The organism is Alteromonas sp. CyTr2 (assembly GCF_947311905.1).
Taxonomy (GTDB): domain Bacteria; phylum Pseudomonadota; class Gammaproteobacteria; order Enterobacterales; family Alteromonadaceae; genus Alteromonas; species Alteromonas macleodii.
This window is the reverse complement of record NZ_CAMZMZ010000024.1, coordinates 54774-67388: the sequence shown is the minus strand read 5'-3', so window position 1 is coordinate 67388 and position 12615 is coordinate 54774. Positions and strand designations below refer to the sequence as shown.

The following is a 12615-nucleotide window of genomic DNA, read 5'->3' as shown; positions in this document are numbered from 1 at the left end:
ACATTAAAAAATCCGATACCAGAGACTGATATCGGATTTTGAAGCCTTAAAAAGATCGGTCAACCGATCATGAAAATTTTCTTAACTGATCGGCATTACGCCATAGGCGGGTATTTTTTTGGTCTATTAATTTCTGAAAGGAAAACGAACAGCTAAACCCTAACCATTGAATCTCGTTTTACTACTGTAGGAGTATATTTAAAGGTAAGCCCATCTTCTGGTTTGCTTCCCGATGCATACTTCAATGCAAGTTCCGCCGCTTTTGCTGCCATCATTTCTACTGGATAACGCAGAGTCGTTAATTTAGGACGACAGTACTTTGCTAACAGCACATCATCGTACCCCATCACAGATACTTGTTCTGGAACTGAAATACCATGATCCTGCAGCATGGTCATAGCACCAGATGCCATAGCATCGTTATAAGCCAAAACAGCAGTGAATTTTGCACCAGTAGCAAGCAAGTTTTGCATTGCCAGTTCACCACCTTCCTGATCGGGCGTAGCATATTCGATCATGCTTTCAGGCAAGCTTAAATTCGCATTGTTAACCGCGTTTCTAATCCCTTCGAGGCGATGATTAGGATCGTCTATGCGATACTGACTGCTTATCACCGCGACATGTTCATGGCCTTGGTTGATGGCATATTCCGCCATAAGGCGACCACCGGTTACGTTATCAAGCCACACACAACGATTTGCTATTTCTGGTATATAGCGGTTAATTAATACAAAGCCTGGAACTTGGTTTGCAAAGCCGATCAGGGTCTCGTCATCAAGTGCTTTGCTGTGCACTACCATGGCTTCTACTCGATGCTCTAGCAGTGTTTCAATAGCGCGAAGTTCAGTCTCTTTTTCAATAGAGCCGGCACTTAATAAAATTTGAACGTTATTTTTGCGAGTAATGGACTCCACACCGTGGGCTAACATAGCGAAAAATGGGTCGTGGAGCTCAGCAATGACAACGCCTAAAGATGCGCTACGTTTGGTTACAAGTGCCCGCGCATTAGCGTTGGGACGATAACCCATTTCTTCCATGATTTTTTTGACACGCTTGCGAGTATCATTGCCCACTTTAGGACCATTATTAATAACTCTTGATACGGTCGCTAATGAAACGCCAGCGGCTTGGGCGATATCTTTTATTGTTGCCATTTTCTTTCAAACTTCGTTTTATTGCGTGGAGTGTCGATTGACCTGATTGCCATAGCGTACATTATATTTACAAAAAAAGATAAAATTCTAACGCTTAGCTTAAGGTGTCTTTCACGGGGCTGAGATGCATTAGAGAGATGAAGAGCGTTAGATTACCTAAGTGGTTTTACCTTCAATGATTGTTAATCAAACCGCTGTAAAAAAGAATGGAAAACGTATAACCTCCTAGACATTCTGAAAGATTGCATTATTCATTAATGTATAAAAAATGTGTGGTAGGTTGGAAAGCGTCAGTTTACTAAGCACGTCTTAAGGTAAAAATTTTGTTATGAAAATAAATGTATCTGTATTTGGTGAAGTAGAAGGCGAAGTCATAAACGCCTTTACGTTAACTAACGACAACGGCATGTCAGTTACCTTGCTTAACTACGGTGGAATTGTTAAAGAAATTCACTTCCCGAATGCAGAAGGTGAATCGGTAAGTTGTGTCCAAACTTTCGAGACTCTACAAGACTATATAGATGACCCGAGCTATCGCGGTGCGATCGTAGGACGCTACGCAAACCGAATTGGACATGGCTCGTTTGCGTTAAATGGAACAGAGTACACCTTAGATAAAAATGGCGGTGAACATAATCTACACGGCGGCCTAGCTGGGTTTCATAAGAAGGTTTGGGCGGCAAGCGTCCAAGAGACGACAGACAGTGTGGCTGTAACATTTACCTTAACTAGTCCCGATAGGGAAGGTGGCTTTCCCGGTACTGTTAATGTAGAGGCATGCTATTCCCTTAATCAAAACAACGAGTTATCTCTTGTGATCACCGCAAACACAGACAAAGAAACCCCGCTTAGTTTCACGCAGCATGCTTACTTCACGTTGAGCAACGACCCGCAAGTGGGTAATACATTGCTACATATAGATGCTGACAAAGTAACGGACGCAGATAGCACCTTGCTGCCAACTGGAAAACTGGTCGAAGTTGCCAATACTCCCTTTGATTTCACGAAACCTACAGCAATAAAAGAAAGGGCAGAGCAATCTAATTCCCATCCATTATTTGATAGGGTGGGAGGCTACGACCACAACTATGTACTCCGTGATACGCCTGAGCATACCCCACAAGCAACCGTAAAAGCACTTGATACAGGTATTGCTATGTCGTTATTTACTAACTTGCCGGGTTTGCAGTTTTATACTGGCGGGTTGAAAACCGACGATCAGCTTGGTGCCTTGTGCTTAGAACCACAGCATTTCCCGGATGCACCCAATAAGCCCGAGTTTCCAAACTGTTTCGTAAAACCCGGGGAAACCTTCAAAGCAAGTATGCGATACAAGTTCAGCGCATAGAAATCGTTATGTAGTAACAAAAGAAAATTATTTGTTATCGATTTAACAATTAATTTTCTTTGTTACGCAATTGATAAACGTAGAAGCTTGCTATATCATTATCAGGGTAAACGTTTAACCCTATTTAATGTTGCGCATTAGAGCGTAGCAGGCTAATTCAGAGAGAGTGATTATGGGAACCCCTTTCGACCCTACCAACGATCCACATCGCCGTTACAACCCTTTGTTGGGTGAGTGGGTGTTAGTGTCGCCTCACAGAGCGAAGCGCCCTTGGCAGGGAGCCTCAGAAGAGCCAAACAACGAACAAAAGCCATCTTACGACTCTACGTGTTATTTATGTCCAACAAACACCCGCGTGAATGGTGAAGTTAACCCTGATTACAAAGGTACGTTTGTTTTTCAAAACGATTTTGCCGCCCTTAAGCAAGATACAGAACAAGCCAGTGAGAAAAAGGGGCTGTTTCAGTTCGAAACTGAGCAAGGCTGCAGTCGTGTTATTTGTTTTTCCCCTGATCACAGCAAAACGTTACCTGAGCTTTCCGATGAAGAACGCGTAGACGTAGTCAACACGTGGAAAGCACAAACCGCTGAGCTTGGTGAAACCTATCGCTGGGTGCAAGTTTTTGAAAACAAAGGCTCGATGATGGGGTGTTCGAATCCTCATCCTCATGGTCAGGTTTGGGCTCAGCAGCATGTGCCAACTGATCCGGCGAAGAAGGTCGTGCAGCTAAAGCAGTACTTCGGTGAAAACGGCACGCCTATGCTGTTGGACTATGCCGAACAAGAGGTAACGAAGCAAGAGCGAGTCGTGTGTCAAAATGATGATTGGGTTGTAGTTGTACCATACTGGGCCGCTTGGCCTTTTGAAACGTTACTTTTACCGAGATTTGACGTGCAATCTATGCACATGCTTTCAGATTCTCAGTCGCTATCTCTTGCTAAGATCATTGGCGAAATTACGGCGAAGTACGACAACTTATTTGAAACGTCTTTCCCATACTCTATGGGATGGCACAGTGCCCCATTTGATAGTGAAGCGCACCCTGAATGGACGCTACATGCGCATTTCTTCCCACCACTTCTGCGCTCAGCAAGTGTACGCAAGTTTATGGTTGGGTACGAAATGATGGCAGAGGCACAGCGAGATTTGACCCCTGAACAAGCGGCAGACAGATTAAAAGCACTATCCACAGTGCACTATAAGAAACGTGAGAATGCGAATGGATAATCAAGTACTTTCTTCTAATTTTGAAACGCATTACGGCGAGGCGCCAGCGTTAATCGCACATGCGCCGGGTCGAGTGAACATTATTGGTGAGCATACCGATTATAACGAAGGGTTCGTATTTCCGGCTGCAATCAACTTTGGAACGTGGGTTGCGGCAACAAAGCGCGCAGATAACGACATCGTGGTTACCGCGATGGACTACGAAAATCAGCAAAACCAGTTCTCGTTGTCAGACATTAACTATGACGAAGAACAAGGGTGGGCAAACTATGTTCGCGGCGTAGTGAAAGTACTTAAAGAGGCCATTCCAGATTTTGGCGGCGCTAACTTATTGGTTACGGGCAATGTGCCACAAGGCGCTGGGTTAAGCTCTTCGGCATCTTTTGAAGTGGCTATATTAAAAGCGTTAAGCGCGCTGTATGAGTTGCCCCTCGATGGCGTACAGGCTGCACTGTTAGGGCAGAAAGCCGAGAATACGTTCGTAGGCTGCTCATGCGGAATTATGGATCAGTTAATCTCTGCTATGGGTAATGAAGGCATGGCAATGCTGCTTGATTGCCAGTCGCTGGCCATTGAGCATTCACCACTACCAGACTCGCATCAAATCGTTATCATCAATTCGAATGTTAAACGTGGTTTGGTTGACAGTGAATACAACTTGCGTCGTCAGCAGTGTGAACAAGGCGCGTCGTTATTGGGTGTGTCATCGTTACGCGAAGCAACTATGGAAATGCTAGAAGGCGCTAAAGCACATATGCCAGAGGTGGTTTATCGCCGCGCGAAGCATATTGTTACCGAAAACGCTAGAACACTGGCAGCAAGCCAAGCCTTAAAAGCTGGCGACATCGAAACGGTTAGTGAAGCCATGGCGCAATCTCACATCTCCATGCGTGATGACTTTGAAATTACCGTTCGCCCAATCGATTACTTGGTTGAGATCATTGGTGAAGTGCTGGGTAAATCGGGTGGTGTTCGCATGACTGGCGGTGGATTCGGCGGCTGCGTAGTGGCCCTTGTACCTACCGACAAAGTTGAAGCGGTGAAGCAAGTCGTGGCCGACAAGTACTCTGATGAAACAGGGTACAGTGCTGATATTTATGTGTGTACGGCTACACAGGGCGCGTTCGCTGTGTAAAGTTCATGAACGCTCTAAAACTACGGGTAATTGGTCAAGAGTATAACTTTTTTACTTGTCTAATCAAATCTAGTTTCCACCAAACCTTAAAGGTCAGCTTTATGAAAAAAAGATTTAAATCTAGTTAAAAAAAGTAAACAAAATGTGATACTAATATGGGCTAGAACGGGTGTGGTTATTAGCGGCTTTGAGTTGCTATCAACAATCACTTGTTTGATTTAACGCGTTTTAAAAGACGTGATACTGGTGTGGCAAAAAACAATAGAATAATAAAAACAATTTTTCACCTGTGTACCCTGCATGACAATCGCCGCACCCAAAATAAGAACTTTGGGAAAAACTATGAAATTAGCATCAATAGATATCACGTTGTTCGTGGTATACGTCGTCGCGCTTGTCGGAATTGCGTGGTGGGTTTCTCGCGAAAAGCAGGGTCATCAAAAAGACACAAATGATTACTTTCTAGCGGGCTCAAGCTTGCCATGGTGGGCAATTGGCGCATCACTCATTGCCGCCAATATCTCAGCCGAACAAATCATCGGCATGTCGGGGTCAGGTTACCAGTTAGGGCTTGCCATTGCGTCTTATGAGTGGATGGCCGCCATTACGCTGCTTATTGTTGGCAAGTTCTTCTTACCTATCTTTCTTAAGCATAAAATTTACACCATGCCTCAATTTCTTGAGCAGCGATATGATCATCGCGTGCGCAAGGTAATGGCAATATTCTGGCTAGGTGTTTATGTTTTTGTAAACCTAACGGCTGTGCTGTGGTTAGGTGCATTGGCCATCAATACCATCGCGGGTGTTGATATGGTTTACGGCATGATGTTCTTAGGCCTTTTCTCGTTAACCTATTCACTTTACGGCGGTCTGAAAGCGGTAGCACTCACCGACATTATTCAAGTCGTGCTGTTGGTTATTGGTGGCTTGTTTCTGTCGTATACGGCGTTAAACCTAATCAGTGACGGCAATGGTGCCATCCAAGGTTTTGTTGACCTTACTAACAAGCTCCCTGAGAAATTCGACATGATTTTGTCAGAAGACAACCCGCACTATATGGACTTGCCGGGCATTTCTGTATTGATTGGCGGTATGTGGATCATGAACCTGTCGTATTGGGGCTTTAATCAGTACATCATTCAGCGCACGTTGGCGGCAAAGAGCGTTCAAGAAGCGCAAAAAGGTATTGCGTTTGCGGCTTTCCTAAAACTGCTAATGCCTTTAATTGTGGTATTGCCAGGGATTGCAGCAGTGCTAATTGTGCCAGACTTAGCTAAACCGGACCAAGCATACCCAAGCCTAATGACGCTGATGCCTGTTGGTCTTAAAGGTATTATCTTCGCAGCCTTGGTGGCGGCGATTGTGTCCTCGCTAGCGTCGATGACAAATAGCGTTTCTACTATTTTTACCATGGACCTTTATAAAGATAAGCGTCCAAACGAGTCGCAGCAGCATTATGTGAAAGTGGGTCGTATCGTAAGCTTGGTCGCGCTTATCATTGCTATGGTGGTGGCCAAGCCGCTGTTGGGTAATTTTGATCAAGCATTCCAGTATATCCAAGAATTCACGGGCTTCTTCACACCAGGTATCTGCGCGTTGTTCGTTTTAGGTATGTTCTGGAAGAAAACCACAGCAAACGGTGGTCTGTTGGCCGCACTAGGCTCATTTGTTTTAAGCATTGTGTTTAGACAGTTCTGGCCTGAACTGCCGTTTATTGACCGTGTTGGACTTGTGTTCCTGCTTTGTGTTGCTTTAGCTGTGATTGTTTCTCTGCTAGAGAAAAAAGGTGTCAGTGAAAACGCTGTCGACCTAAACGAAGTGCAGTTCAGAACCACAAGCGGATTTAATGTAGCATCTATCGCTGTAGTTATCCTTACAGCGGCGTTTTACATTACGTGGTGGTAGCAGACAAGGAAGGGCGTTTTTAATCGCAACGCCCTTGCTAAAATTAGCTAAAAACAACGCGAAAGTTCAGAAGACGCTGACAATAAATTTTGTTAAGTTCTAGAACGTGTTGCAGTTAGTAACGTAAACCTGTGGCGAAAAACTTCAATTTTCCCTCATAAAATACGGTATACTAACCGGCTAATATTCGATGAACTTTCGCGCTTGCTGATGTCTTATTAAGAAGAGTTATACAGCAAGCCACTAAAAACGTTACAGGAGACATCAATGGCAACGAAAGGCGTTAATAAGGTTATTCTTGTTGGAAACCTTGGCAATGATCCTGAAGTTAGATACATGCCTAACGGAAACGCCGTTGCGAACTTAAGCCTAGCAACTAGCGAAAGCTGGAAAGACCAACAGGGTCAGGTTCAAGAGCGCACTGAGTGGCACCGCCTTACAATGTACCGTCGCTTAGCAGAAATTGCCGGAGAGTACCTGAAAAAGGGCTCGCAAATTTATGTTGAAGGTAAATTGCAAACGCGTAAGTGGCAAGATCAGCAAGGCCAAGATAAATACACCACTGAAATTATCGTAGACCAAATGCAAATGCTTGGCGGTCGCGGCGGTGAAGGCGGTGGTGGTAACGGTGGTTACCAACGTCCTCAGAACAACCAAGGTGGTTACAACCAGGCGCCTGCACAAGGCGGTTATAACCAAGCGCCACAGCAAGGTGGTGGCCAGCAGGGCGGCTACAACTCAAACCAAGGTGGCGGCTACAATCAAGCGCCTCAGGGTGGCAATCAAGGTCAGCCAAAGAACCCACCAATGGCTGAGCCAGATTTTGACTTCGACGATGACATTCCGTTCTAGGGAACCAAAATTTACAGTGTAAACTTTATTTGTAAAGAGCCCTTGTTTTCAAGGGCTCTTTTTTTGAGCTAAGTTCGCCCAATTATGAGATTGGTGCCCGCCATTCTTCCTCCGATTACCTTAAAATAATTTCATCATATTCCCATTGTTGTTTTCCCATAAACGCGATGAGTGAGCTTTAAGAATTACGTGTAAAAGGTTGGGTTTTTGCAGTGTCAGTAGTAGTAACCTTGGTGGCTTTTGTTTTGTTGTGTCTTAAAAGCAGCGTGTTGTTTGCGCAAACAGACGGCGAATGTGAAGGGGAAAGCTGCGCCTCCAAAAAGCCTACAGTAGTATGGTTGCGACCACCCGAGCTTGGAATTGAAGGCAGTGGTGTCAGTATCACTTCAGGGCCCATCTATGACGCCATGGCGTACCTCTCTACACACCTGCATAACTACGAACACCAATTTGAAGCTTATCCGGTTAAACGTGCATGGTCGTTGGTACAGCATCAACAATCCGCGCAAAAAGTGTATTGTTTTTATGGCGCCGCTTACCAAGAAGAACGCGCTGAGTGGGGATATTACTCCCAGCCAACCTCTATAAACTTACCGCTACTCATTGTTGCAAGAAACGCGCTTCAGCCTTCATTGAAAAATGAATTAGATACCGCGCAGCCTCAGCCAACGCAGGAATATTTTGAGTCCATTTCTTTACGCGCACTGCTTCAGCAAAATTTGAGAACGGTACTCTACAACGATGTGAATAACGTATACGCCGATACTGTTGAGCAATGGGCTACAAAAAACAATGTGGTTCGTTTAAATGGGTTAGGCAAAGACTTAGGCATGCACACCATTGCCCTACTGGAAAGTGGAAGAATAGACTTTGGCTATGTAGGGCACCGCGAGCTTTCAGCATTACCAGAAGAAGAACTCGATGCGCTTAATGTTTATCAAATCAGTGAACTGTCACAGCAGCTAAGAGGAACAAAGCGCTTACTGTGTTCTAAGAGTGAGCTAGGACAAGCGGTAACGAGTGATCTAGACAGCGCGCTGACTCACATTACATCTACGCCTATGAAAAGCCAAACCTTAAGAGACATTAACTTTGTGGCAGATGGATACCCTTTATTTCTTAAACCGCTTTTTGATGAAAGGTGGAGTAAAGTTATGCTCAACGAATCATGTGATAGTGCGACTCATTTGGAGCTAAACAAAAATCTATAGTTCAGCGTGACTCACTAATCAGGTGAGTTAAAAAGTTATCCTACGTGACGCCAACCCAATCCGCTTTTCCAGTCATCGCGCCTGAATCATGGGTGTTCCCGTACTCCATTTCCAAACTCATCACTTTAGCAAGAGGTTGGAAATGGAGGAGATACGTACGGTAACTTAGCTTATTCCATCTTCACCAGTGCAATTTCACCCACTTCAATGCCACGCCAACTGTTTTTAGGTGCGCGTTTGAGTGGTGGTAATATAAATTGAAGCCCTGTGATCTGGTGAATATCCAAAGGGGATTGCTCTTCAAATGGCCCCATAGTAAGTGGCATAAATATAGGATACGCACGAGTTAATAAGGTCGCAGTGGGTTTTAGGGCCGAAACAGGGAGAATCAAGGTTTTCCATTCGTCACTTACAGTAAAATCAGTGCCGTAAGCCAGCCCATCGTTAGCAATAACGCCAAATTGCAACCTGTCGCTTTTGCCTAATGAACGAACGCGTAGTGCAATAGCGTCATATTCCTCTAAGGAACGATCTATCAAAGTGGCATTCTTAGGGAGATCCGTACGCAGTAATGGACCACCAGTCTGTAGGTTATCGTCAAAGACTTTGAGCGTCACTGTTTCGCCTTCCAATATGGCCGAAGAGGTCGGCCAGCTTACAGTGTTTTGCGGAGGTACAAACGTCCCTCTCGCTTCGCTTGGATCAAAGAGAAGTACAGGACTGCCTGCAGGTTGCAATAATGTGTGAAAGTAAGCGCTATTTAGGAAATCCCAATCCTGTGGTTTGCCAGGTTGGTTATCAGGGTAGGTTACTGTGATATCACCATCTGTAACGGTAAAGGCGTATTCCAATTTACCAGACAGTTTCCACATATCGTCATTCTCTAGTGTGACGTGGTAAAGCCCTTTATCTTCTTGTTGCATTGGTAAGGTAACAAAGCCACTATGACCCTCATAACGTATATTTAAGGTAACAGTGGGGTTGGGTGTCACACTTTGTACCGCGGCAGTGAAGGTCAATGCCTCGCCAAGATTGCGCTGACGTTGGGGTTGGTGAGTCACGATGGTTTCACTTGGTTTGATTGGGGGTAAGTAATAGGCCGTGTCGATGTCACCTGAAGGCTTAGCCTCTGACGCAGATACCCAATATACCCCAGGCGCGACAGCGAAATTACCCCCTGAAGCCTGAGTTTGATAGTCGTTGCCTTCATTGATGCCAGTGACGACAAAGCGCTGGCCTAGACCAGGTAGAGAAAGGGTCATACTATTAGCTTTGACTGATAGGCGGCTCACTTCACGGTTCAGACTGGAGTTCTGATGAGGATCTTGCAAACTGATCACATCGGGAAATACCTCTAATCGCCATTGTTTGTCGCCCTGTTTATCTAAAAAGTAGGCGCCAGAGCCTGAGTAATTAACTAACTCAGATGAGCCAACCCCAGCAATGTGAGTGAGGCTATCGATATCTTTAGGGCTGCGAGTGGTGCTGTTTGTATAGTAAAACTGTTTAGTATCATCAAACACCGATAAATCAGTGAGGTAATCCAGCGTCGTATGATGAAACTGGTTACTTTGTGGGTACGCAGGTGCGTGATAGTCTTGGGGTAAAGTACGAAACTCTTCACCGGCAATCATCAGACTTATTGCTTTCGCTGGCGTATACAATAAGTTTAAGTAGTGCGTATTGTAGTCTGAGTTAGTGTCTGCAATTACTGCAGGGTCGTAAGCGAACTGAGTGGCCCATTGAAACCCCGCGTCGCGAAAGCTTCGTGCCATCGCGGGGTACGTTACGCTATTTGTAATATCCGCTGCGTCAAATTCGTAAATCATACGCGCTTTATTACTGCACCCGCTGATATCGCTAAATGGGTTGGTATACGTTGAAACCGCAGGCAGTACATTGGTATTCAACGCACTGTATTTTAATAAACCAGTGGGATACCACTGATACGCGATACCATCTATTGACGTGTTACATACCGCTTTGGCAAAGTCTCTCTGGTCACCTTGTTCACTAATGTTATAGAACAAAGGCTTGGTAACACCTGCGTCTTTAACAGTTTTAATTAAGGTTTCGATATACGCCGCACTCTTTTGTGGGGCTAAGCGATGTTTGGGCTCATTAAAAAGCTCAAAGGCGATAATTTCAGGGTCGCTACCAAGGAGTTGCCCAGTGTAACGGTTTTTGTGCGCCATAAACTGAGTCAGATAGCGCTGCTGGGCGGCAATAAGCGCAGGCTTTTCATTCATATCGTTTTTGCTGTAGCCCACTGCAAATCCAGGCTCAGCGGGATCTGGTTCGGGATAGCCCGCTCCCCACCATGCAATGGGAGTGATGATAGCGCGAATGCCATGCTCTTGAAGGCGCATCATCAGATAATCGAATAACTCAAGATATTCATTGTCGATGAGATTGCCTTCTTTATCGCTGATGGCTTTGTCCCATACGTGAATGCGATAGGCATTTAGCTTAAGCCGAGCCATATGGTCCACGTCTATATCGATAGCGACTTTGTGATCGATTCCACGTCGAGCGATAGCGCGATAACCATAGGCAAACGGTGCACTGTAGTTGGCACCAAACAAGTAGACTTGGTCGCCGTTGTCCCATAACAACCGACCGTTTTCTACTGTCACGGGGGTAGGGGGTAACGTGGTGTTGGTCAAACTTACTGCGCTACTTGAGCCTGCTGTAGTTAAGCTCATAGTAGCCAAGACGATTGAGGTTGCGAATATTTTTGAGAACATCTTAACTTTCCTACCAGTTAGGCTTCACGATAGCCGTTAGGGTTAGACGACTGCCATCGCCAACTGTCTTTCACCATGTCTTCTAAGGTGCGGGTGGCTTGCCATCCCAACACCGCTTTGGCGTGACTTGAGTTGGCGTAACACTGTGCCACATCGCCAGGGCGACGGGGGGCAATTTGATAAGGGATAGGTCGGTCACTTGCTTTCGCGTAGGCGTCTACCATCTCTAGCACTGAAACACCGCTACCTGTACCTAGATTAAAGCAATGACTACCCGGTTTACCATACAATTGCTCCAAAGCGCGAACATGCCCTTCCGCTAAGTCACATACGTGTATATAGTCGCGCACTCCAGTACCATCACTGGTGGGGTAGTCATCGCCAAATACAGCCAGATGGGAGCGCTTGCCCACGGCCACTTGTGCAATAAAAGGCATTAAATTATTTGGGATACCACTTGGGTCCTCTCCAATCCGTCCGCAAGGATGAGCGCCCACTGGGTTAAAGTAGCGCAAAATAATACCGTTAAATTGAGCGGTGGAAGTCGCAAAATCTTGTATGATTTGCTCTACCATGAGTTTACTTCTGCCGTAGGGATTGGTCGCGCCCACGGGAAAGTCTTCCACAATAGGTACAGTTTGCGGGTCGCCGTAAACTGTCGCTGAAGAGCTAAACACTAACGTATGTACGCCAGCCTGATGCATAGTTTCTATTAAAGTCTGGCTGGCAGTAACGTTGTTTCGGTAATAAAGCATAGGTTTTTCAACAGATTCCCCCACTGCTTTTGAGCCGGCGAAGTGAATGACGCCATCAAAGTTATGCTCTGAGAAAACACGTCTGAGCAGCTCTTCATCCCCCACGTCACCCTCATAATGAGAGATCTCTGTATCACAAATATCTTCTACCCGCCTTAGTGCTTCGGTGTGGCTGTTTGAGAAGTCGTCAATTACCACAACAGAATGGCCTGCTTCAATTAACGCGATACAGGTATGTGAGCCGATATAGCCAGCACCCCCAGTGACTAATATATGCATG

9 protein-coding genes are annotated in these 12615 nt (G+C 45.5%); 6 read left to right on the top strand and 3 right to left on the bottom strand.

Features of this window, described 5'->3' with window-relative positions:
• Positions 1-152 precede the first annotated feature (152 nt).
• On the bottom strand, positions 153-1154 hold the full coding sequence (locus tag QME20_RS13345) for a LacI family DNA-binding transcriptional regulator (RefSeq protein ID WP_014947876.1): 1002 nt from the start codon (positions 1152-1154) through the stop codon (positions 153-155).
• A 328-nt stretch (positions 1155-1482) separates the two neighbouring features.
• On the opposite strand from QME20_RS13345, the gene QME20_RS13340 reads away from it, so the two are divergent.
• The 6 genes from QME20_RS13340 to QME20_RS13315 all read left to right on the top strand — a co-directional run bounded on the left by QME20_RS13340 (position 1483) and on the right by QME20_RS13315 (position 8833).
• Positions 1483-2502 (top strand): aldose epimerase family protein, encoded by a 1020-nt coding sequence (locus QME20_RS13340; protein ID WP_281716056.1) that lies wholly within the window; start codon positions 1483-1485, stop codon positions 2500-2502.
• A 172-nt stretch (positions 2503-2674) separates the two neighbouring features.
• Complete coding sequence (locus QME20_RS13335) at positions 2675-3730, top strand: UDP-glucose--hexose-1-phosphate uridylyltransferase (protein WP_281716055.1); 1056 nt, start codon at positions 2675-2677, stop codon at positions 3728-3730.
• Complete coding sequence (gene galK, locus QME20_RS13330) at positions 3723-4865, top strand: galactokinase (protein WP_187447259.1); 1143 nt, start codon at positions 3723-3725, stop codon at positions 4863-4865. Before QME20_RS13335 ends, galK begins: the two co-directional genes overlap by 8 nt.
• 342 nt (positions 4866-5207) lie before the next feature.
• Positions 5208-6770 (top strand): sodium/sugar symporter, encoded by a 1563-nt coding sequence (locus QME20_RS13325; protein WP_061093967.1) that lies wholly within the window; start codon positions 5208-5210, stop codon positions 6768-6770.
• 267 nt (positions 6771-7037) lie between these two features.
• Positions 7038-7622, top strand: a complete 585-nt coding sequence (locus tag QME20_RS13320; RefSeq protein ID WP_014947881.1) for a single-stranded DNA-binding protein — start codon at positions 7038-7040, stop codon at positions 7620-7622.
• A gap of 212 nt (positions 7623-7834) precedes the next feature.
• On the top strand, positions 7835-8833 hold the full coding sequence (locus tag QME20_RS13315) for a hypothetical protein (protein ID WP_168462956.1): 999 nt from the start codon (positions 7835-7837) through the stop codon (positions 8831-8833).
• 170 nt (positions 8834-9003) lie between these two features.
• On the opposite strand, the gene QME20_RS13310 is transcribed toward QME20_RS13315, so the two are convergent.
• A complete protein-coding gene (locus tag QME20_RS13310; protein WP_281716054.1) occupies positions 9004-11580 on the bottom strand; it encodes a hypothetical protein in 2577 nt (858 codons plus the stop codon).
• Between the two features lie 17 nt (positions 11581-11597).
• Positions 11598-12614, bottom strand: a complete 1017-nt coding sequence (gene galE / locus QME20_RS13305) for a UDP-glucose 4-epimerase GalE (RefSeq protein WP_281716053.1) — start codon at positions 12612-12614, stop codon at positions 11598-11600.
• Position 12615 lies beyond the last annotated feature (1 nt).

Bases quoted from the DNA above. Each gene is read 5' to 3' on its own strand.
- QME20_RS13345 (WP_014947876.1), bottom strand. From the start codon at position 1,154: ATGGCAACAATAAAAGATATCGCCCAAGCCGCTGGCGTTTCATTAGCG.
- QME20_RS13340 (WP_281716056.1), top strand. From the start codon at position 1,483: ATGAAAATAAATGTATCTGTATTTGGTGAAGTAGAAGGCGAAGTCATA.
- QME20_RS13335 (WP_281716055.1), top strand. From the start codon at position 2,675: ATGGGAACCCCTTTCGACCCTACCAACGATCCACATCGCCGTTACAAC.
- galK (WP_187447259.1), top strand. From the start codon at position 3,723: ATGGATAATCAAGTACTTTCTTCTAATTTTGAAACGCATTACGGCGAG.
- QME20_RS13325 (WP_061093967.1), top strand. From the start codon at position 5,208: ATGAAATTAGCATCAATAGATATCACGTTGTTCGTGGTATACGTCGTC.
- QME20_RS13320 (WP_014947881.1), top strand. From the start codon at position 7,038: ATGGCAACGAAAGGCGTTAATAAGGTTATTCTTGTTGGAAACCTTGGC.
- QME20_RS13310 (WP_281716054.1), bottom strand. From the start codon at position 11,580: ATGTTCTCAAAAATATTCGCAACCTCAATCGTCTTGGCTACTATGAGC.
- galE (WP_281716053.1), bottom strand. From the start codon at position 12,614: ATGCATATATTAGTCACTGGGGGTGCTGGCTATATCGGCTCACATACC.